This is a genomic window from Rickettsia japonica YH (genome assembly GCF_000283595.1).
In the GTDB taxonomy this organism is placed as follows: Bacteria; Pseudomonadota; Alphaproteobacteria; order Rickettsiales; family Rickettsiaceae; genus Rickettsia; species Rickettsia rickettsii.
Genome location: NC_016050.1, coordinates 148,478 through 169,977, shown reverse-complemented (window position 1 = coordinate 169,977; position 21,500 = coordinate 148,478). Strand labels below are relative to the sequence as shown.

The following is a 21,500-nucleotide window of genomic DNA, read 5'->3' as shown; positions in this document are numbered from 1 at the left end:
TTGTTGTTTAGATGTCATTTGTGTATAGCCTTGATGTCATTCCCGCGAAAGCGGGAATGACATAGCACCCCTATGGTTTAATAGCCATGTGCGGCAGTAGTGCATTATTAATAATCGTTTTATTTGAACCGCCTAATATCTCTTCGACTACTTCTAAATATAATCTATCTCTAGTTACTTGCCTACCTGTAGCATATTGTTTATAAATAGCATTAAATCTTTGGCTATCACCTTCTGCTTTCGATATAACTTCTGCTCTATAACCTTCTGCCTCTTGTATAATCTTTGCAGCCGCTCCTCTAGCTTCCGGCAAAATCTTATTATTATAGGCTTGAGCTTGATTTATTTCTTTTTCTTTATCTGCTTTTGAAGTTTGCACGTCTCTATAAGCGTCTATTACTTCGGCAGGCGGCTCGGCTTTTAATAATTGTACTTTCTCAATCATAACGCCAGCATTATAACTATCCAATATCTTCTGTGCTAATTTCTCTATTTTATAAGTAATCTCCTGTTTTTGATCAGATAATACCCAAGAAATAGGAGTATTGCCTATGACTTCCCTAACGGCACTCTCGACTGTTGCTTTTACTGTTTCTGCAGGTCTTTGTACGTTAAAAATAAAATCTTCAAGATTATTAATATGCCACATTACGTCACAATTTAAAGCAATGATATTTTCATCACCGGTGAGCATTATACTTTCACCAGCAATATTTTTAGTATTATCGCCACCGCTACGCAGAGAGCTATTTGTACGATAACCAATCTCAATCCGACGTGATTGTTTAACTTTCTCAACTATTATCTTTTCAAAAGGCGCCGGTAAATGATAATTAAGCCCGGGGTAGCCCTTACGCACAAAACGCCCAAATCTTATTACCGCTGCTTCTTCACCTTCTTTTATTTCATAAATACCCGAAGCGAGCCATAAAGTAACCACTGCGACAACAGCTAAAATTATTGTTTTAGCATTGAAATTAAACGGGCATTGAAATTGATCAAAATTAAATTGATTTTTACGCGGTCTTGTAAATATGTTATCTTCTTTATCAGAATCAAAATCTTTCCATGGGGATTTTTTTAAAATTGAGATATATTTTTTATTAAGCATTTGCTTTGTTGTTTTATATTATTTTAAAGATGAGATAATTATATATATTATAGTATATAACGTCAAGTTACGAGCTTAAACAGCTTTAAAAAGGAAATTTAATTATGGCGAATTTACACCAACGACAAATTATAGATAAAATTCAGCATATTACCTTTAAAGACGGTACTTTTTTAAATGAAGTTATATCGGATATTATAATTAAAGGTAATAATATCGGTTTCTCAATAGATATATCAGGTAAAAACAAGTTAGAAGCCGAAGAAATTAGACTTAAGGCAATTAATAAACTTAACGAGATTTCGGAAGTAAATAAAATAACAATTGTTTTTACCAAAAGTAAGCCGATGGAGGAAAAAGTTCAAAAACCAAAACATTTTGTAGAAAATGTAAAAAAAATTATCTTAGTAGCGTCAGGTAAAGGCGGAGTCGGGAAATCTACAATATCGGCTCTTATCGCTCAGCAGTTAAGTCTAGCAAATTACCGAGTCGGGATAGTAGATGCAGATATTTACGGTCCGTCAATTCCGCATATATTCGGCATTAACGAAGTACCGCAAACGAAAGATGGACGAATAATACCGGTACTTGTTCAAAGCATCGCAATTATATCTATAGGCTTCTTCGTTAAAGACCACTCGGCAATTATTTGGCGTGGTCCTATGGCGAGTAAGACTATTTATCAATTATTATCGGTAACAAAATGGGATAATTTAGATTATTTAATTATCGATATGCCGCCGGGGACAGGTGATATTCATTTAAGTATACTAGAAAATTATCATTTAGACGGCGTAATAATCGTAACTACACCACAAAAAATATCAGAAATAGACGTAATACGTTCTATAGATTTATATCAAAAACTAAATTTACCTATTTTGGGAATAATTGAGAATATGAGCTATATGCTTAAAAATAATAGTGGCGGACATTTATCACAAAAATATAACATACCACTAATCGCTCAAATTCCGATCACACCGCAAATAGCCAAGGCTTGCGATAAATCACTACCTCTAACAAACTTATTAACATTACCTTTAGAGAAGTATTTACAATGAAAATACACGTATTAGCGGATGATAGAACAGGCAATACCCATCAGGCTATTGCACTTGCTGAAAAATTAACGGAAGAATATACAACAATTAAGCTTGAATATAATTGCTTAGCTAAGCTACCGAACTTTTTACTAAAATATTATCCTATTCATATAAAAAGTGAGCTATTGCAGTATCTTTTGGATAAGTCCCCGCCTGATATGATAATTACCGCTGGAAGAAGAACGGCAGTACTAGCATTTTATTTAAAAAAGAAATTTAAAGATATCAAGTTAATACAAATAATGCAGCCTAATCTTCCTTACAATGCATTTGATGCCGTTATTCTGCCTTATCATGACCAACGTCATTGCGAAACCACAAAGTGGCTGAAGCAATCTCAGGGCTTTTTTACTAGATTGCTTCGTCAATACTTCGTATTTCCTCGCAATGACGACTTTAAAAACATCATCCCCATCAACGGAGCTATCAACAACGTAACCGAACAGTTCGCCGCAGCGAACTTGGAACTCCAAAAACATTATCCTAATCTTAAACAGTTTATTGCAGTGATAATTGGTGGGAATAATAAAAAATTTAACTTCCATAAAGATGAAGCAGTTTTATTTGCTTCATTATTAAATAAAATATATACTAATCAAAAAATACCTTTTTTCATTAGCTTTAGTAGACGTACACCACACACTGTAAAATCAATTATTAAAAATAATATGCCGTCCTCCACAATTATTTATGACCCGAACGAAGACGCAGGCTATAATCCTTATATAGCTATGCTCTCCAAGGCAAAATATATAATCTCTACGGCCGACTCAATCTCAATGTGCAGTGAAGCAGCTTCAAGCGGCAAGCCTCTTTATATATTCTGCCCACCAAACTTTAATTCTTCAAAGCATAAGATTTTTATAAAGCAGTTAGTAGAACAGAAGATAGCAAGAATTTTTGATAAGTCGGCTATTGATCTAGAAGAATATAGCTACAAACCCTTAAATGAAGCAGAAAGAGTAGCTGAAATTATTAAATCTTTAATCAAAAGCTGGTAATTATATGGATAAAGATATACAATCATATATATTCATTAATAAGCTAAAATCTTTACCGTTTGTCAACGAAATATGGCTTTTTGGCTCTCGTGCTAGAGGGGATAACGATGAGCGTTCCGATATTGATATTGCAATTATCTGTCCTAATATTACAGATCAAGAATGGCTAGAAGTTATGTCTATTATAGAAAATGCTGATACGCTTTTAAAAATAGATTGTGTAAGGTTTGAAAGTACTAAAATAAGCTCTGAACTTTATAAAAATATATTAAAAGAAAAAAAAATTATATATGTCAAAAATAAACCTTAAACTTGAAAAATTTCATAAAGCTTTTATGACGCTTGAAGATGTTTATTTAAAACCGACAACAGAAGATAGGGCTTATATTGATGCCACTATACAAAGATTTGAATTGACTTTTGAACTCGCTTGGAAGTTTTTAAAAGAATATTTTTCTCAAAAAGGCACAGTTCTTCACTATCCTAAAGAAGTGATAAAAAAGGAAGCTTTTGTTGCCGGTATTATAAATGATGAGAGTTTATGGATTTATATGCTTACTGATCGTAATATGACCTCTCATACTTACGATAAAAAGCTTGCTGATGAAATATATAACCGAATAAGAAATTATGTTCCTGAACTTAAGAAATTACTAAATATCATTGATTTAAAGATTTAATAATACCTTGCAGAGTTTGGACTTCAGGGGAAGAGAAACTATTTATACGTGTAAATATATTAGTGATATTTTGTTGCATAGCAGTTTTTTTGTCGGGAGCCTTGAAGAATCCGGCTTTATCGAGTTTGCCGAATAAATTTACTAAAAAATGCTCTATTTCTTCTTTAGTAGCTAATTTTTGAATGTTATGTACATCCTCTCTGGGCATAGAATTACGAAACAACTCATAGCATATAATAATAACCGCTTGAGCAATGTTTAATGAGCTAAATTCGGTTGTATTAATAGTGATAATCTTATTAGCAAATGCGATTTCTTCGTTGCTAAGCCCATTATTTTCCCGCCCGAACATTATCCCGACTTTTTCAGAATTTGGATAATCTAAAGGTAAATTTTGTGAAAATACATAATCTTTATTCATAGCCCTTTTAATGCAAGTAGTAGCATATAAATATTCGAGGTCTTTAATGCTATCCTCTAGGCTATCAAAAATTTTTGCATGATCTATAATATTAACCGCTCCGACTGCATTACTACGTGCTTGCTCATTAGGCCAGCCGTCTCTTGGAGCCACGATTCTAAGCTCATTTAAACCAAAATTCTTCATTGCTCTTGCAGTAGCACCGATATTCGCACCCATTTGCGGGGCAACTAATATTATTATTGGATTCATTTTAATAATTTTTTGTAACTAAGCAGGTATAGGCAATCGCTACGGCGTCAGCTTCATCAGAATTGGTAATTAAGGCAGTGCCAGGCAGCAAAAGCTTTATCATATGCAAAATTTGGTCTTTCTCTGCATGCCCATATCCTGTTACGGTTTTTTTTACCGTATTTGGCTTAAACTCTCGCATGTCCAAATTATATCTACCGATCAGCGACATTATCGCCCCTCTAGCATATCCAAGCTTTAAAGAAGTCACACTATTAGTATTAACAAATGTTTCTTCAATCGCTGCCATATTTGGTTGATATTCTAATATTACTTTTTCTAATGTACTATTAATAAAAGCAAGTCTATGATGAATTGCATCCTTACTATTTGTTCTAATAATACCACTAGCTAAATATTTCAACTGTGCGGTCTCCTTTGCCACTACTGCCCATCCAAGACTCCCAAGTGCCGGATCAATCCCAAGTATTATCATGATTATTTAATGTTATTTTTATTGGCATTATTATATGGCTTTTATGTCATGCCCGCTTTCGCGAGAATGACATCGAAAACCATCCAACAAAGCCTGTCAAGCCACAGGTGACAGCTTTATATCTTCATATACTGATAAAATTCTTGATTATTCTCCCACAGCCCACGCACCTTAACGAATAAAAATAAATGAACAGGAAATCCAAAAAACCTCTCCATTTGCATTCGGGATTTTGCTCCTATTTCTTTGATTTTAGAGCCGTTTTTACCAAGTATTATAGTTTTATAGCTCTCTCTTGAAACTACTATAACTTGATTAATCTTTACGGATTTGTCTTTAAGCTCTTCCCATTTTTCGGTTTGTACGGTTAATTTATACGGGAGTTCTTTCTGCAAATTTAAAAATAACTGCTCTCTTGTAATTTCTGCTGCAATAAAACGCATAGGTAAATCCGTTATGTCGTCTTCCGCATAAAGCCAAGGAGAAATTTTGGCCTTACTTGTTATATATTCAAGTAATCCATCAATATTTTTGCCTGATAAAGCAGATATAGGAAAAAGCAAGCTATCAGGATGATTTTCTGTTAAAAAAGCTTTAATGTCATTTAGATATTTTGATTCGATGTCTATTTTGTTCAATAAAAATATCGGAACAATATTAAGTGAGCGAAGCTTATCTAAAATATTATGCGTTATATCATCAAACGACTTTAGACTATCAATAATTAACAGAACTAAATCTGCACTATGCAAACTAGACCACGCACATCTTACCATTGCTTTCTCTAAGCTCCCTTTCGGCTCAAATATACCGGGCGTATCGTATAAAATTACCTGCGTATCTTTTAAGGTAATAATACCGGTAATAATTGACCTAGTAGTTTGAACTTTTTGGGTAACGATTGAAAGCTTCTCACCGATTATTCTGTTTAATAAAGTGGATTTTCCGCTATTAGGTCGCCCGATTATACAAACCGATACCGTTTTCTGATTAGATATCTTCCTAAACTTCACTTCTAGAGGTAATTTAGACGTCGATCCAGTACTCGCCTCCTCGCGTACTAGTGTGTACGCTGCTGCTGCGGCAAGTGCTTCCGTGTCTCCTTTAAATTCCTCTCTATAAGCTGGTTTGGCAAGATGTCTATTAGTCATTTTTAAGTCTATGCAATAAGCTTCGTGCTGCGTTTTTCTCTGCTTCTTTTATTGTGTGACCAGTGCCTGTTTGTTCATAATCTTTTACTTTTACAAGAACCGTAAAAGTCGATGAATGGGAGGCTCCTTCTCTTTTTATCAGACGATATATAGGTAGGTGATGATCACTAGCTTGAGCCCATTCTTGTAAAGCAGTTTTTGGGTCATAATCCGTTAAATTCTGAACTTTTATAAATTCTGCCCATAACTTCTCGATAATATCATGGATTGTTTCAATATTGCTATCAAGATATATAGCTGCAATTAAAGCTTCCGTGGCATTTTCTATATTATTAAGATTATCACGCCCGCCTGCTACTTCTTCGCCATGAGTCATAATTATATAATTTTTTAAAGCAAGTTTAGCTCCAACCATGCATATTGTTTCTTTGCAAACCAAATATGATCTAATTTTAGCTAAATTCCCCTCATTATAATTTGCAAAATTTCTAAATAAAATTTCTGTGATTACTAAATTTAATACGGCATCACCTAGAAATTCTAATCGTTCATAATCTTTATCATCCTTGTACTCGTGATGTTGTCTTAAAGACGGGTGACTCAACGCCTCTATTAAAAGCTCTTTATTTTTGAAACTATAGCTAAGTAGCTTTTCTAACTTCTCAAATGATTCCATTACGCATCCGTGTTATAAAGATTTCTGAAAATTCGATTTAACCTAACAGATTCAATCCATGGCTTTAACTTTAGTACTAGATTAATAACTCCTATATCATTATCCCACCAAGTTATTTTTGTTGAGAACCAAATAAATTGTGCTTTAGCAATAAAATTTTCAAACGGTACAAACCCAAGATTTACTCTACTATCATTTGACTGATCTCTATTATCCCCTAAAAAGAAATATTTCCCTTCAGGTATATAAAAAACATCCGTATTACCGTATCTATCATTATATATAACGCCATAAATAGGAGCAAGCTTATAAGAAAAATATGTTCTACCGTTTGGCAGTGTTTCTTTAAACTTTAAATATTTTATTCCCTCTTCGCTTATATAAGTTCCAACTTCCGTGCGTTCTATTTTTTTGTCGTTAATATATATTACGTCATCAATCAATTGAATTTTATCGCCGGGTAGCCCTATTAAACGCTTTATATATCTAACACTCATATCGTTAGGCGGACGAAAAACTACAATATCGCCACGCTCCGGTTCACGAGCAAATATTCGCCCTTGAAAAAGAGGAATAAAATCAAAAAAAGATAAAGAATAATTACTATAACCATAACTATATTTCGTAGAAAATATATAGTCATTCTCAAGTATGGTTGCTTTCATAGACCCGGTCGGAACTGTAAACGGCTCCATAATAAGTATTCTAATAAGTAAAGCAATACATATTACAAAAGCAAAAGACCCCCACTCTTGCTTAGCTGTTTTATTAGTGTTTGATTTTGTATTATCTGTTTGCATAATCTCTTAATTATTTATAAATTGGAATCGTCATTGCGAGGAAATTACAAAGTAATTGACTAAGCAATCTCAGGAGTTTGTTATTATTTCATGAGATTGCCACGCTCCTTTCTCCTTTCAGTCGCTCGCAATGACAGCTTAGTATCCACGCAGGCAATATCTCCTCGCAATGACGATAAAGTCAAACCACGCTATAGACTCTTTATCCTCGCCTCAATCTCGCTTCTAAAATGGCGTATCAGCCCTTGAATCGGCCAAGCTGCCGCATCACCTAAAGCACAGATAGTATGCCCCTCTATTTCTTTCGTAACGTTAAGGAGTTCGTCTATCTCAGATTTTTTGGCATTACCTTTAACTAGCCGCATCATGACTCGCCACATCCAGCCCGTACCCTCACGGCAAGGAGTACATTGCCCGCAAGATTCATGCATGTAAAATTTACTAAGCCTTGCTATTGCATAAATAATATCGGTAGATTTATCCATCACTATAATACCGCCTGTACCAAGTCCAGAACCTGCGGTTCTTAAACTATCAAAATCCATATCTACTTCACATAATGACTTAGGAAGTAAAGGCACGGAAGAACCGCCCGGGATTATGGCTTTAAGATTATCCCATCCACCACGAACACCACCCGCATATTTCTCAATCAATTCTTTTAACGAAATGCCCATTGCTTCCTCAACATTACAAGGCTTGTTAACATGCCCTGATATGCAGAAAATCTTAGTTCCCGTATTGTTAGGTTTACCTATACCAGCAAACCAGCTAGCTCCTCGTCTTAAAATGGTTGGCACTACTGCAATAGACTCAACATTATTTATAGTAGTCGGGCAGCCATATAACCCAAAGCCGGCAGGAAAAGGCGGCTTTAAACGAGGCATACCTTTTTTGCCCTCTAAGCTTTCAAGCAATGCCGTTTCTTCGCCACAAATATAAGCACCCGCCCCACGATGTAAATAAATATTACAATCAAAGCCCGAACCGCAAGCATTCTTTCCTATTAACCCTTCTTTATAGGCTTCATCTAAGGCACGCTGAATATTAGATGCTTCATTATAAAACTCACCTCTAATATAGATATAACAATTATTCGCTCCTATAGCAAAGCTTGCAAGCAAGCAACCTTCTATTAATTTGTGCGGCTCAAACCTTAATATATCACGATCCTTACAAGTGCCAGGCTCAGACTCGTCGGCATTTACTACTAAATAGCAAGATTTCTCTAAATTTTTAGGCATAAATGACCATTTCATACCGGTAGAAAATCCGGCACCTCCTCGCCCTCTAAGCCCTGATTTCTTAACCTCTTCAACGATGAAATCTCTACCTTTATCAAGCAAAGCTTTAGTATTCTCCCAATCGCCTCGCTTCTTGCTAGATTTCAAATCATGGCTTTGCTGCCCATGCAGGTTAGTAAAAATTTTGTCTTCTTCTTTTAGCATAAACTATTCTCGTTATGGCTTAAAAACGTCATTGCGAGGAAAAATTGAAAATTTTGACGAAGCAATCTCGTGCCAAAATCCTGAGATTGTCATGCAGCCTACGGCCATTCGCAATGACAATGAAGCCAGTCCACGCAACAATGCCTGCTCACAATGACTATTCTTTACCTTTCTATTACTTTTTTATTAAACTTCCTATTAACAAACATTGTAAGTATCGGAGCAGAGATAAAAATTGAGGAATAAGTACCGGCTATTATCCCAAAAAATACAAGTACGCTAAAACTACGGATTGCCTCACCGCCAAAAAGAATAAGGGCTAAATTGGCAAGTAGCGTGGTAATGACAGTTAAAATAGTTCTTGATAAAGTCTCATTAATACTTAAATTTATAATTTCCGTGATATTTTTTTTATGATATTTACGTAAATTTTCTCTAATCCTATCATATATTACTACCGAATCATTAACGGAATAACCTATAATAGTTAACACTGCAGCAATAGTACTTAAGTTAAAATCAAGCTTTGTCATACTCATAAACCCAAGAGCGAGTATTACGTCATGCACTAAGGCGATAAGTATACCAAGACCGAAATACCACTCAAAACGCACCCAAATATAAACCATAATCGCTAGGAAAGAGAATAGCATCGCCATAGCTCCCGCTTCTATTAGCTGCCTACCGACTTGCGGACCAACAAAATCTACCTTACGATATTCAAACTTATACGGAAAATTACTTTGCAAAGATGCTTTAATTAACTCAATATTTTTCATGAGATTTTCTTCACTACTACTACCGAATCTAATTGATAAATCACGCTCACTACCGAAATTCTGTAAGACCACCTCACCTATTCCAAGCTTGCCTAGAACCCCACGCATTTTTGGCAAATCAGGAGCTTGATCAAGCCTTACTTCAATAACTATACCGCCGGCAAAATCAATACCGAAATTAAATTTATATATACCGATCCAAATAAAGCTAATGAGTGATAAAATAATTGAGAAAGTGTAGCTAACTTTTTTAAAATTCATAAAATCAAAATCGATTTTATTAGGTAAAAGTCTTAAAGGATAAATTTGCATTATTATATATTTTATTGAATAAGGATTATATTTGTATTATATAGTAAATTCAAAAAGGTTAAATAGATTTTTTATGTCAGAAGTAGTAGTAAAAGAACAATTAGAGCAATATATAAGCAAAATAGAAAGATTAGAACAAGAAAAAGCTGATTTATCTCAAGAAGTAAAAGATATCTTCCAAGATGCTTCTTCACATGGATTTGATGTTAAAGCTATGAAATCTATATTGAAACTAAAGAAATTGGATAAAGATAAACTTGCCGAGCAGGACGCTATGCTTGAGCTTTATAGAGATACTTTAGGGATTTGAGGCATACGTCATTGCGAGGAAATTACGAAGTAATTGGCGAAGCAATCTCAGGAGTTTGTTATTATTTCATGAGATTGCCACGCAGCCTACGGCTGCTTGCAATGATGTATTTAGTATTCACGTAGCAATGCACTCTTTCGCAGTAATGACATAAGAGATACAAATATATTTAAGCTTTTGCTGCCTTAGTTTTAGCAATAGGGATATGTCTCTCTTTAATTCTAGCCGACTTACCGCTTCTATTTCTTAAATAATAAAGTTTAGCACGACGAACTACTCCGTATTTTACTACATCAATAGAGTGTACTATCGGCGAGTAAATCATAAAGCGTCTTTCGACTCCTTCACCGTGGCTAATTTTACGTACTAAGAAAGATGAAGTAATACCGCGATTTCTTTTTGCGATAACTACACCTTCATAGGCTTGAAATCTTTCCGTTAATTTTTCCTTACCGTCTTTCTCAATCGATCTATCAATAATTTTAACAGTTACCTTAACTGTATCGCCGGCTTCAAAATCAGGAATTTTTTTATTTGCAGTACGCTTTGAAATATTTTCCTGTTCAAAGCGGTCAATAATATTCATTTTTTCACTCCTTAACTCTATAAATCTTTAAGTAACTCCGGACGGCGTAATTTAGTAATCATATGTGATTGCTCTTTTTTCCATTCATTAATTAGCCTGTGGTTACCGGATAACAAAACACTCGGTACAGCTCGATCACGCCAAATTGCAGGTCTTGTATATAGGCTGCATTCAAGCCCGCCCTTAAATGCTCCGTCTTCTTCAAAAGACTCAGAAGATAAGGTGTTTTGGTTCATTAAAACACCTGGCAGTAGTCTAATTAAGCAATCGAGAATGGTGAGGGTAGGTATTTCTCCGCCGGATAAAATGTAGTCGCCTACACTAATTTCTTTAACATTATACTCTTCAATTACACGTTCGTCAATCCCTTCGTAACGTCCACATAAGAATATGAGGTTTTTATTTTTTAACATCTCTTTAGCAAAGCTTTGGGTAAAGACTCTACCGCGAGGTGAAGGATAGTACATTTCAGCATTAGGATTTAAAGCAAGAGCATGATCTATGCTACTGCCTAGAACATCAGGACGCATTATAAGCCCGTTACCACCGCCATAAGCCTCATCATCAATATTTTTATGCTTAGTTAAACCGAAATCTCGAATATTAATAACGTCATATGACCAAATATTTTTATTTAGTGCTTGTCCTGCTAAAGAATATCCTAGAGTTCCAGGAAACATTTCAGGAAAAACGGTTAAGATTGTGGCATGAAGTATAGACATACGTTTAAAATAGTAGACAGTACCAATTAACGCAATAAAATTATAATTTAATTATTTACCCCACCCACCTGTCCTATAATCTTCTTTTCTTTGTTTTTTAGCAGCAGCTGTTGTACCACTCCTAAATGCTTCAGCTTTTTGTTGATGCGTTTTATGAGCTTGATCACTTTGAAATTTTTGAAATTCTGCTTTCTTAGCAGATGCTATATAACGGACTTGTTATTTTCTCTAAGCGTCTCATAGCATCTTTATCTAAACTAATACCTGCTTCTTTTGCTTGCTGCTCATTTTTAATGCTGTCTTATAACCTGCTGCTGCGTTTTTAGCTATAACTTGCCTCTGCATCAACCCACTCTAAAATCTTTCTTCATTGCATCATTATATGGATTTATCTTATTATTTTTAATATCCTTTATTTGTTTTTCTGCTTTCTTTTTATCAAAATCTTCTGGCATAACTTCTCCCCAAATTTAAGTTAAAAATATATCTATAGCTGTATATATTTCAAAAAAAGTTAATAAAGAAAAATAGAGGTATAAGTAATTAAAAATTAACCAATTTGTGTTATAAAAACTTCATCATTTCCTCAGCGATGATTAGCTCTTCGTTTGTCGGCACAGCGAAAACTTTAACCTTACTGCTTTCAGCACTTATTAGATGCTCATTTTTTTGGTTTTTTGCATCATCTATTTTAATGCCTAGCCATCAAAGTTTTTCAGTAATCATTTCTCGTATTACAGCGGAATTCTGTCCAACACCGGCAGTAAAAATTAGACAATCAACTCCCTCAAGTGCAGCAGTTAGCTTACCTATTTCAAGTACAATGCGATACACAAATAAATCTATAGCAAATTTAGCATCAGGTGAGTTACTGGCAAGCAAAGTACGCATATCGGAGCTTTCACTGGACATACCGAGTAATCCTGATTTCTTATATAGTAAATCGGTTACTTCTTTCGTAGTCATTTGCTCATGATCGATAAGATATAACACCACTCCAGGATCAAGGTTACCTGTCCTTGTACCCATCATAACACCGTCAAGTACGCTAAAGCCCATGGAATTTGTTAAACTAAGACCGTTTTTAATAGCACATAGACTACTACCGCGTCCTAAATGAGCTATATATAGTCTTTGTAGGTAAATCTTCCTTTGTCATTTTGTTAAAATGGCTGCTAATATATTTATATGATAACCCATGAAAACCGTAACGAATTATTCCTTTATCATAATATTTTTACGGTAAACCGAAAGCTTTTGTAATAGGAGGATTGGTAAAATGAAACGACGTATCAAAACAAGCTATATGTGAGATTTCTTTATATTTTTGAAGAAATAAAGCCAGTACCTGCAAATTATAAGGTTGATGCAAGGGGCTTAGAGGTATTAATGCTCTTAAATCTTCACTAACTTTTTCATTAACAATAACCGGTTTATTAAAATTTTTCCCGCCATGGACAATACGGCGACCGGTTGCAATTAACTTGAGATTTTCTTGTTTTTTCCACCAATCTTCAAAAAGATCAATCATCATTTCAATAGCATCATCTTTAATGTCGGTAGCAGATGCCTGTTTTTTATTTATATGAAATAATATTTTATTATCATTTTTTCTAAAAAAATATTATAAATTTTATCCTTAACTTTTTTATTCTGAATTTCAAAAATAGAAATTTTCAAACTAGATCAGCCGGCATTAGCTATTAAAATAACATTTTTCATTATTTACCTGCTTGGATATGTAGCTTCGCCTTAGTGTGATTATAAATAAATGCAGCAAGTACACAGGAAATAATACGTATATCCATAGGATCAACTCTACTTGTTAAAATAATAGGCACACGGGCTCCAAGAACGATACCCGCCATAACCGCTTGACCCAAATATTTTAGCTGCTTTGCAAGCATATTGCCTGATTCAAGATCAGGTACTACCAATATATCAGCATTTCCTGAAACTGAAGAGCTAATGCCTTTTGCTTCTGCAGCAAATAAAGAAATAGCATTATCAAACGCAAGCGGTCCGTCAACTATAGCATTCGTAATTTGCCCTCTATCTACCATTTTCGATAAAGCAGCAGCATCAAGGGTTGTAAGGATTGCAGAAGTTAACGTCTCAACTGCCAATAATACCGCAACTCTAACCTGCTTGTCTTCTTTGATCATATGCATTAAATCAATAGCATTCTGCACTATATCACGCTTATCTTCTAGAGTAGGACGAATATTAATAGCAGCATCAGTAATAATAAACGGTTTTGGAAAGGTAGCAACTGCCATTAAGAAAGCATGGCTTATACGACGTTCAGTACGTAGTCCATTCTCCTTATGAACTACCGCAGACATAAGCTCATCATTATGAAGCGCCCCTTGCATAATAGCCGCAACTTCCCTTTTCTTCGCAAGCTCTACGGCTTTTTTTGCTGCTTCGTGGCTATGCTCAACATTAATTACTTGATAATCCTCAAGATCGACATTATTAACTTTTTCTACTGATTCAATTTTATGTTGCGGACCAATCAAGACCGGTTTTATTACATTAAATTGTGCCACTCTAACTGCACCGAGTAATGATTCTTTATCGATCGGATGAACTACTGCAGTTTTAACAGGCTTAACGCCGTCGGCTCTATGTAATAGACCGATGAAATGCTTTGCTGCTTCATCAAAGTCAGAATCGTTGATTTCTTTTGGAGGAGTATAAGTAGTACCTAATTTCTTAGCTAGAATGACATCTAAAAAAGTCTCGTTTATTATATGTTGCTTCTGCATAAACCCCTTAATAAATAATCACTCACTTAATTAGATAGTATATAAGTTAATTAATAAAGGGAAAACTAATTATTGTTTTTAGCGGGCATTTCTTAAATGCTATTAACGCAACAGTGTATATTCGCATTCCGTGTAGACATTGTTGCGTAGTTTGAAAAATACCCTTAATGTCATTCCCGCGGAAACGAGAATCCAGTAAAGCATAAAAAAACTTGTTTTTTATATGCTTATTTTATCAAATATGTAATTTCTGTATCAATATTGAAGTTATTTTTCTGGATTCCTGCTTTCGCAGACATGACATAAGAGCTATATATCAATCATTTAAATAATTTCCAATGTCGTTCTTGCGGTGGAGAATCTTCTCTTCCTTCAGAAAAAAAATCATTAGTAGGATTTGAGCTTAGTTCTGTAAATATTTCTTCCCAACTTTTTTACGGTTTTAAGCTTTTATCTGATGATAAATACTTGAGTTCTTCAGAACCATTTTTAGTTTGATCGTTCATCAATATTTTTGTTTTTACATATTCTATATACTATAATTGTTTAAAAAACAATTATTAGTTATTCTACTTCATATTTCTTAAATGATCTTCTAATTTTCTTAGCTTTCTACCCTCGTTTACTATAGGCTTTACATAGGGTTGCATTTTGGCATTTTCTCTATATTTATTAATCTGATCGATCTGAGCATTGACTTCATCGGTAATGGCTTGCTTTCTATCCTCTATTTTATTTAATACTTCAGTACTATATTCATAATTTTTAACATCAGCATTAAAGTTATTAAGCTCTTCAGTAATCTTTTGGTCTATTTCAGCTCCCTCGGCGGTATCTTTAACTTTTTGTGCTATTAATGCCGGCATTTCTTCGATCTTGATATCATCTCTTTTGAAATGATCTTTAAGCTCTTTATAAGTTTGCTCTAAATTTTCCTGGGCTTTCTCGTGCATAATATCATAATGCTCTTGGCGACGAATATATCGATCTCCATCTATAAATTCTGCATGTTTTCTATGAGCGTTATCTATCATATCGCGCATCTGAGAATCAGTAGCTTTCTCACGCATAAATCTGTCGCCCATCATTACCGGTTCACCTTCTTCAAATAATCTACCCTGCACCTCATAAATAAGCTTTCTTTTAGCTAATTCTTGATAATATTCCACATCACTATGTCTACCTGCTTTTTCTAGTCTTGCTAGATATTCCGGTGATAATATATCTGCTTGAGCAGCTAGCGCCTCCTTATTAATATGCATTTGGAGCTCTTCATGTTCTCGTGCTTTTTCATCATCTTTTAATTTTTCGCTATAAGTTCTAAGCCTTGGATCGTTATATTCAAAATCATGCCATTCGGCACTGGTTAGATTACCCTCATAAGCATCACGTAAATCTTTACCGACTATTGCAGTTAAAGCTCCTCTTTTTATTCCTGTATAACCTGCATATATTTTTTCGCCTATACCTACACGCTTTTCTTCTTTTAATTTACGTTTTGTATCAACACGATGCTCTATCTCTTGCCAGCTTCTAAGAACTCCTATATTCTTACCAAACAGACCAACACCTCGCCCAGACATTTCTTGGTGAGCATTTTTATAAGCATCTTGATAATCTCTAGTAAAGTTTGCATCGCTAGCGAGTTCACGTAAGTTAGCATCTTTTAATGACTTATCAAGCTCAGCTTTTTGTTCTTTACTTAAAGCAGCGTAATCTTTCACTCCATATTTATTTGCAGCAATTTTATCTCGAAGCTGAGTAAACTTCATTTGCGATAGTTCTTTTGCTTTTAATTCATTCCCCTTAGGTAAATTCTTTAATAATCCTGCAATACCGTTTTCATAATCCGTAATAGCATTCATTTTTACATCTTTAGAATCTATACCGTATTTTCTCTTAACCTCATTTTGTACGGTTTTATTTGCTGAAGAACTGAGAGCTTGCTTTTCAAGCCTTCCCATCATCATATTTTCAAATTTCTCAGCAAAAAACATACGAGCTTGCTCTTTCCCTGCACTTACACGGCTAGTTACAGGTGCACTTACCGTCTTAGCCACATAATTTAGCGGTCTATTCATTTGTTTCGCTGCAGATTCATAAGATTGCTGATTAACTTTTTGTATGTCTGTTAAATTACCTGAAGTACCAGCAATAAATTGTGCCGTCGATATAGCAGTATCGTTAAATTTACTTAGCAAATAAATAGACACAAAAATTAGTAATATCCCATCAAGTTGGACAAATTTCCCATTGATAAAATTACTAATTCTTTTTGCATCTTTAACTAAATCTAAAAACGGTAATTCAATATAGCGTTCATCCATACACTCATACGCAGCACAATGCTTACATTTATCATGGTCATTCTTACAAGAATCATCTACTATTATATGATCTTTAGGAACTAATATATTTGCTTTGTGGAAATTATTTATACCACCTTTCATCGGTACTGGGAACCACCAATAAAATATTGAATTACCCAGGCTTGGATCTATATCCTCAAGGAAGCTACCGAATATTTCATTTATCGGACCTAAATTAGGAAAATCATGTTTACATACCGCAAAACCAAGCGTTGAATATATTTCGGTTCTGATGATCATTGAAATAAAAGCAATACCGGCAAATAAAATTATAGGCTGTAATGCATATGATATTAATTGTCTTAACCAATTCTCAAATAACGAACGAGTTATATTAAACAACATGAAACAAATAAATATCGGTCCCATAATTATAATCATACCGATAGTTATAAGAGCGGTTAGATAGATAATAGTGGCTTTAAATATAAGAAAGAAAATAAAATATAAGGCTATTAAATATAGAATGATATATATAAAACCAAGCCAATCAACAAATAGTAAAGAAAATAATTTAGATAAAGTTTGAGAAGAAATAAGTAACCCAAGCAAGCTTTGAGAACCGGGACCAGTAGCCGAAGCTTCATTAATTATTTGCAGTATTTGCTGAACCCCATCAATAAAAAATACGAATAAATAATCATGAAAAAATGTCCAAGCTTTATCCGTACTTAATAATATTGAGACTATACTAACTTTTAATATTCTAACTATAAGTTCGACATGAGTAAGGTTTATATTACCTATTAAAAAGGAAAAGCTTGTAAACATTATATATAGAGTTAAAATAGCCGAGAGACTCATCCTATAACCCGACGTATCAATTATTTGTTGATAAGTTTTCTTTATAATCCCATCCTTACCAAATAATACTCCTTTTATTAAATCCGTTAAAAATTGTAGCGGATCGGGTCTAGTATCAGTAACTCCGGACTTTATTACTAATCTATATTGCCCGCTATTATCATTATAAAATTTATCTATAATCTTAAAATAAAGAGGAGATTGAGCATATTTTGACTTATCTTCACCTTTATATTGATAATTTATACCGCCGGCTTCCAAGAATTGTCCTGTACTACTAATACTATAAAATTTATAGCCCGAAGTAAGCTCCTCTCCTAAATGCTGAGTTATACCTTGCGGTTTACGCTGTGAGTCCGGTGAAATATTGGGATCGGTATTTTTAGCGGCAATAAGAAAATAAAGCCCGACACCGTCTGTCATTATACATGGAGCATTACTAATCATTGCATCATTTTGATTTGCGGGATTAGGAGTACACATATCAAGTCTAGTATTATCCCAAAAAGTACATGGTTGTAGCTTAACGCAAAAAGCAGCCAAAGTAGTTGTGTTATTTTTTTGACCATACCATGGACACCATGCAGATAACTGACCTGAAGTATTTTTATCGCCAAGTATATAACTCCACGGTCTTACCATAATGGTTAAAGGATAGCCGTTTACTTTATAAGCACTATCACGCCATGGTGCTACCTGATTACCTTCCTGTCTTGAAGTAATTTCTTCCGGATCATATCTAGCAGAGACATTGACTTTGATAAAACCGAAATCATCAGGGTCAATACAAGTATCGCCGGTACAACCGGAAAGCAGCAATAGCGATATTAATAATGTAATAAAAATATTTTTGTTCATTTATTATGTGTTATTTCCATATGTCTTAATTTCAATGTCATTGCGAGCGACCATAGGGAGCGTGGCAATCTCATGAAGCAGTACTAAATTCCTGAGATTGCTTCGTCAATTGCTATGCAATTTCCTCGCAATGACGGTGAAAATATTTACAATTATTCTTTCTTCTCTCCTTCCTCTTTCTTCACATCATTACGCTCAGCAAGAAATTTATTTGTAAATTCACCACCTCCTTCCGGTTTTCTAGCTTTATAATTTTGATCAATTATCTTGTCTTTGAAAACTCTAGCCGGAGCCATTGCAGCCTTTTTAATCGGTTTTGTTACTGAATCTATATCCTGCATAACGGCTCCCACAGGATCAGAACGTTCTTGATAATTGCCTGATATTCGTGCCGGTGTAACATTTGTAAGCATTCCAACTACTATATTTACAAAAGTTACTAAACTATATGACATCAAGCAATATGAATAAAATAATAAAGCCGTAGTAAATAATACTAAGAAAGTATTAGCATTGTTCGTTAGAATATTCGAGCTACTAATTTCTGGAACATCCGGCACATAGAAAGGTATTCCGGGTAGGAACGGTAATGTAAAAGAGAAATTAATCGGAATACCAAGATTTGTTAAATCAAGCCCTATTTTTATTGGTATAAGAGTATCCCAACAGGCTCTAACTACCACTTTTAAAAGCTGCTCAGATAAAACCTGATCTATCAATAAAAAGAAAATCAATAATATTGTCGGCTGTACTACATAGCTAAGCAATGTCGATATCCAATTATCAAATAAACTTTTAGTTTTTTCAAATAACATTAATATTATAAAAAACGGTGCCAATGAAATCATAACAGTTACCCCTATGAATGCAATAACATAACCTATTATAACTTCTAAAATAGCTCTAAAATAAGTAATAAGTGAATAAATGGTTATAATAGCGATAAATGCTAAACCATTATGTATCTGTAATAATTCAATAAATAGTAATCCCCAAATCCTACCGTTAGTATATTTATCAAATATAGGATCAATAAAACCAAAAATATTAGATCTAGAGCTTGTAGCACCTACTACGTTAGTTACAAAGAAATCAATACCGTCAGTAAATGCACTAAAGAAGTATGTATTAAAGAAGCTCCAACTTTCTTCTCTAATTAAAAAAGCTACTATAGCTATTTTGCATATACGTGTTATTACTTCTACGGCAGTTAATTTTAATGCTCCTGCAACGAACATTAGCCCAAATATAGTAACATAAAGGGTTAATGCAGCTTTAGCTAAATTCTGCACTGCAGAATTTTTAACTAACTTAATATAAAAGTTTTGACTGAAAGTTCTAAACTGATAGGTAATAGGTTTAATAGCACCGTTATATATTATATCAGAAAACCAAGTTGTACCGGTATAATTAGCATAATTTACACTAACTACCCCTTGTATATTACTATTAGGATTTACAACCCTTAACCATAAATATCCATCTTGCGGGGCATCAGTCGCAAAGTTATAATCTACCGGCATACCACGAACAGATGGATCAGGTAATGTACCATCAGACGTTATTAAATATTCTAACTTTATATTTTGTTGATCACCAGGATTAATTGAATTTGCCCCATTACCTATTTCAACAATCATCGCATAACGACCAAAATATAAAAAATTAGCTGACCAATCATTCTTATTTATATAATCTACAAAACTAGCATAATTTGAAAAATTTCGGCTCCAATCACTCATTAAAGCTGAATTACTAAACATGTTACTAACTTGCCAATCGCTAGTAAAATCCATAGTACCACCGCTAGTGGCTTGATAATATATAAAGCTACTTTGAGTACTGCCTGAATTTACAAAACTCTGATCTCGTCCCTTAATAACCTGCCCGCCTACTTTAATTATCATCCCTCTACCTTGATCGTAATAGCAAGCAGGGCTAGTATTTATACCAGCATTAGCAGGACAAGCATTAATTAAGCCCATGAAATACTGTACCGCTCCCGTTATCATAGGCTTACCGACTATTACTCCATTATCGGTATTTTTATACTTTGTAGCAGTACCCGTGCCGCTACATACACTTTTTCTTTCCTCATCTATCATATTACACACCTGCTCTGCAGAAGAATAAATTATTCTATTATCAAAATCTCCAAGGTTACTTTGAGTATAAAGTGCAGAAGCAGCGAATATCGAGCTATCAAGTTCCTGTGTTAAAATATTATCTACGGTATTAGGAAGTTTTAGAGTATTAGGGCTAAAAAAATTATCTTTACCAACTAAACTAATATTTACTACATCGCCGGCCTTAACTTCAATTCTCGAATTACCGTTAGAATAGTTAAAATATTTAACAGCATCAGACATTTTAGTAAATGAAAGTGCATCAAGGTCTTTATCAGGCGGTATAGTCCCCAGTGTTTCACTATTATTGTCCGTAACAAAACGAGGAAATCCTAAAGCTTCAAATTGTAATTTAGAATAATTATAAGTTTTAATGAAAACTTGCGGCATACTAAACCTTGGATCAATTCTATATAATACTAGATATTTTCTAGGTTCAGGAGTAATACCTGAAGTAGACCAATTTATTTTTAACAATTTACCTTTCTGAACAGTATTACCTGTTGATTGCCAAATTCCGGCTTTAGATAAACTAATTCCTATATTACCCTCTTGAAAACTTGTAAATTTAGGCACTTCTAAACAACCGAATAAGCTTTTTAACCCGACAAAACTGGTTGACATCCATGAAAAAGCATCATCGGCTTTAGCTGGCATCGCCATAAACAAAACTAATAAAACTAAACTCTTAAGAATTTTCATAATTTTAAATTGTTATCCAACACGTCATACCGTGGCTTGT

Annotated in this window: 18 protein-coding genes and 1 pseudogene; 5 read left to right on the top strand and 14 right to left on the bottom strand. The window is 34.1% G+C overall.

Going from position 1 to position 21,500, the window contains the following annotated elements; all coding sequences use genetic code 11:
* Positions 1–70: 70 nt before the first annotated feature.
* Positions 71–1,111, bottom strand: coding sequence for an FtsH protease activity modulator HflK (gene hflK, locus RJP_RS00900; protein WP_014120523.1), 1,041 nt, complete (start codon positions 1,109–1,111; stop codon positions 71–73).
* A 104-nt stretch (positions 1,112–1,215) separates the two neighbouring features.
* Between hflK and RJP_RS00895 the strand changes: the two genes are divergently transcribed.
* From RJP_RS00895 to RJP_RS00880, 4 genes are read left to right on the top strand one after another with little or no spacing between them, the layout of a single operon-like run.
* On the top strand, positions 1,216–2,175 hold the full coding sequence (locus RJP_RS00895) for an Mrp/NBP35 family ATP-binding protein (RefSeq protein ID WP_014120522.1): 960 nt from the start codon (positions 1,216–1,218) through the stop codon (positions 2,173–2,175).
* On the top strand, positions 2,172–3,218 hold the full coding sequence (locus tag RJP_RS00890; protein ID WP_014120521.1) for a mitochondrial fission ELM1 family protein: 1,047 nt from the start codon (positions 2,172–2,174) through the stop codon (positions 3,216–3,218). The genes RJP_RS00895 and RJP_RS00890 overlap by 4 nt, the downstream gene beginning before the upstream one ends.
* 4 nt (positions 3,219–3,222) lie before the next feature.
* Positions 3,223–3,528: a nucleotidyltransferase domain-containing protein gene (locus RJP_RS00885; RefSeq protein ID WP_014408212.1), complete on the top strand. Its 306-nt coding sequence runs from the start codon at positions 3,223–3,225 to the stop codon at positions 3,526–3,528.
* Positions 3,509–3,898 carry a nucleotidyltransferase substrate binding protein gene (locus RJP_RS00880; RefSeq protein ID WP_037215245.1) on the top strand — a complete coding sequence of 130 codons (390 nt, stop codon included), beginning with the start codon at positions 3,509–3,511 and terminating at the stop codon, positions 3,896–3,898. Before RJP_RS00885 ends, RJP_RS00880 begins: the two co-directional genes overlap by 20 nt.
* Here RJP_RS00880 and RJP_RS00875 read toward each other — a convergent pair.
* The 7 genes from RJP_RS00875 to secF all read right to left on the bottom strand — a co-directional run bounded on the left by RJP_RS00875 (position 3,879) and on the right by secF (position 10,212).
* Positions 3,879–4,571, bottom strand: a complete 693-nt coding sequence (locus tag RJP_RS00875) for an RNA methyltransferase (RefSeq protein ID WP_014120520.1) — start codon at positions 4,569–4,571, stop codon at positions 3,879–3,881. The two genes, RJP_RS00880 and RJP_RS00875, sit on opposite strands and share 20 nt — an antisense overlap.
* A 1-nt stretch (position 4,572) precedes the next feature.
* On the bottom strand, positions 4,573–5,046 hold the full coding sequence (ruvC, locus tag RJP_RS00870) for a crossover junction endodeoxyribonuclease RuvC (protein ID WP_014120519.1): 474 nt from the start codon (positions 5,044–5,046) through the stop codon (positions 4,573–4,575).
* A gap of 116 nt (positions 5,047–5,162) precedes the next feature.
* Complete coding sequence (gene era / locus RJP_RS00865; RefSeq protein WP_014120518.1) at positions 5,163–6,197, bottom strand: GTPase Era; 1,035 nt, start codon at positions 6,195–6,197, stop codon at positions 5,163–5,165.
* Positions 6,190–6,873 carry a ribonuclease III gene (gene rnc, locus RJP_RS00860; protein ID WP_014120517.1) on the bottom strand — a complete coding sequence of 228 codons (684 nt, stop codon included), beginning with the start codon at positions 6,871–6,873 and terminating at the stop codon, positions 6,190–6,192. Before rnc ends, era begins: the two co-directional genes overlap by 8 nt.
* Complete coding sequence (gene lepB, locus RJP_RS00855; RefSeq protein ID WP_014120516.1) at positions 6,873–7,673, bottom strand: signal peptidase I; 801 nt, start codon at positions 7,671–7,673, stop codon at positions 6,873–6,875. Before lepB ends, rnc begins: the two co-directional genes overlap by 1 nt.
* A 191-nt stretch (positions 7,674–7,864) precedes the next feature.
* Complete coding sequence (gene nuoF, locus RJP_RS00850; protein WP_014120515.1) at positions 7,865–9,121, bottom strand: NADH-quinone oxidoreductase subunit NuoF; 1,257 nt, start codon at positions 9,119–9,121, stop codon at positions 7,865–7,867.
* 164 nt (positions 9,122–9,285) lie between these two features.
* Positions 9,286–10,212 carry a protein translocase subunit SecF gene (gene secF, locus RJP_RS00845; protein ID WP_014013864.1) on the bottom strand — a complete coding sequence of 309 codons (927 nt, stop codon included), beginning with the start codon at positions 10,210–10,212 and terminating at the stop codon, positions 9,286–9,288.
* Positions 10,213–10,285: 73 nt separating this feature from the next.
* Here secF and RJP_RS00840 point away from each other — a divergent pair, with 73 nt between their 5' ends.
* A complete protein-coding gene (locus RJP_RS00840; RefSeq protein ID WP_004996682.1) occupies positions 10,286–10,522 on the top strand; it encodes a DUF2312 domain-containing protein in 237 nt (78 codons plus the stop codon).
* Between the two features lie 169 nt (positions 10,523–10,691).
* On the opposite strand, the gene rplS is transcribed toward RJP_RS00840, so the two are convergent.
* From rplS to RJP_RS00800, 6 genes and pseudogenes are all read right to left on the bottom strand, one after another.
* Complete coding sequence (gene rplS, locus RJP_RS00835) at positions 10,692–11,108, bottom strand: 50S ribosomal protein L19 (RefSeq protein ID WP_014013863.1); 417 nt, start codon at positions 11,106–11,108, stop codon at positions 10,692–10,694.
* Between the two features lie 17 nt (positions 11,109–11,125).
* Positions 11,126–11,830 (bottom strand): tRNA (guanosine(37)-N1)-methyltransferase TrmD, encoded by a 705-nt coding sequence (gene trmD, locus RJP_RS00830; RefSeq protein WP_014120514.1) that lies wholly within the window; start codon positions 11,828–11,830, stop codon positions 11,126–11,128.
* 564 nt (positions 11,831–12,394) lie between these two features.
* Positions 12,395–13,510, bottom strand: a pseudogene (locus RJP_RS00815) (acetate/propionate family kinase).
* A gap of 41 nt (positions 13,511–13,551) precedes the next feature.
* A complete protein-coding gene (locus RJP_RS00810; protein ID WP_014120513.1) occupies positions 13,552–14,601 on the bottom strand; it encodes a phosphate acetyltransferase in 1,050 nt (349 codons plus the stop codon).
* A 569-nt stretch (positions 14,602–15,170) separates the two neighbouring features.
* Complete coding sequence (locus RJP_RS00805; RefSeq protein WP_041405555.1) at positions 15,171–18,632, bottom strand: type IV secretion system protein; 3,462 nt, start codon at positions 18,630–18,632, stop codon at positions 15,171–15,173.
* A gap of 152 nt (positions 18,633–18,784) precedes the next feature.
* A complete protein-coding gene (locus RJP_RS00800) occupies positions 18,785–21,460 on the bottom strand; it encodes a TrbL/VirB6 family protein (RefSeq protein WP_014120512.1) in 2,676 nt (891 codons plus the stop codon).
* Between the last annotated feature and the right edge of the window lie 40 nt (positions 21,461–21,500).

What these genes read in the sequence shown, in the direction of transcription:
- lepB (WP_014120516.1), bottom strand. Translation starts at nt 7,673, where the DNA reads ATGCAAACAGATAATACAAAATCAAACACTAATAAAACAGCTAAGCAA.
- rnc (WP_014120517.1), bottom strand. Translation starts at nt 6,873, where the DNA reads ATGGAATCATTTGAGAAGTTAGAAAAGCTACTTAGCTATAGTTTCAAA.
- hflK (WP_014120523.1), bottom strand. Translation starts at nt 1,111, where the DNA reads ATGCTTAATAAAAAATATATCTCAATTTTAAAAAAATCCCCATGGAAA.
- RJP_RS00805 (WP_041405555.1), bottom strand. Translation starts at nt 18,632, where the DNA reads ATGAACAAAAATATTTTTATTACATTATTAATATCGCTATTGCTGCTT.
- RJP_RS00890 (WP_014120521.1), top strand. Translation starts at nt 2,172, where the DNA reads ATGAAAATACACGTATTAGCGGATGATAGAACAGGCAATACCCATCAG.
- RJP_RS00810 (WP_014120513.1), bottom strand. Translation starts at nt 14,601, where the DNA reads ATGCAGAAGCAACATATAATAAACGAGACTTTTTTAGATGTCATTCTA.
- ruvC (WP_014120519.1), bottom strand. Translation starts at nt 5,046, where the DNA reads ATGATAATACTTGGGATTGATCCGGCACTTGGGAGTCTTGGATGGGCA.
- RJP_RS00840 (WP_004996682.1), top strand. Translation starts at nt 10,286, where the DNA reads ATGTCAGAAGTAGTAGTAAAAGAACAATTAGAGCAATATATAAGCAAA.
- rplS (WP_014013863.1), bottom strand. Translation starts at nt 11,108, where the DNA reads ATGAATATTATTGACCGCTTTGAACAGGAAAATATTTCAAAGCGTACT.
- nuoF (WP_014120515.1), bottom strand. Translation starts at nt 9,121, where the DNA reads ATGCTAAAAGAAGAAGACAAAATTTTTACTAACCTGCATGGGCAGCAA.
- secF (WP_014013864.1), bottom strand. Translation starts at nt 10,212, where the DNA reads ATGCAAATTTATCCTTTAAGACTTTTACCTAATAAAATCGATTTTGAT.
- RJP_RS00875 (WP_014120520.1), bottom strand. Translation starts at nt 4,571, where the DNA reads ATGAATCCAATAATAATATTAGTTGCCCCGCAAATGGGTGCGAATATC.
- era (WP_014120518.1), bottom strand. Translation starts at nt 6,197, where the DNA reads ATGACTAATAGACATCTTGCCAAACCAGCTTATAGAGAGGAATTTAAA.
- RJP_RS00880 (WP_037215245.1), top strand. Translation starts at nt 3,509, where the DNA reads ATGTCAAAAATAAACCTTAAACTTGAAAAATTTCATAAAGCTTTTATG.
- RJP_RS00885 (WP_014408212.1), top strand. Translation starts at nt 3,223, where the DNA reads ATGGATAAAGATATACAATCATATATATTCATTAATAAGCTAAAATCT.
- trmD (WP_014120514.1), bottom strand. Translation starts at nt 11,830, where the DNA reads ATGTCTATACTTCATGCCACAATCTTAACCGTTTTTCCTGAAATGTTT.
- RJP_RS00800 (WP_014120512.1), bottom strand. Translation starts at nt 21,460, where the DNA reads ATGAAAATTCTTAAGAGTTTAGTTTTATTAGTTTTGTTTATGGCGATG.
- RJP_RS00895 (WP_014120522.1), top strand. Translation starts at nt 1,216, where the DNA reads ATGGCGAATTTACACCAACGACAAATTATAGATAAAATTCAGCATATT.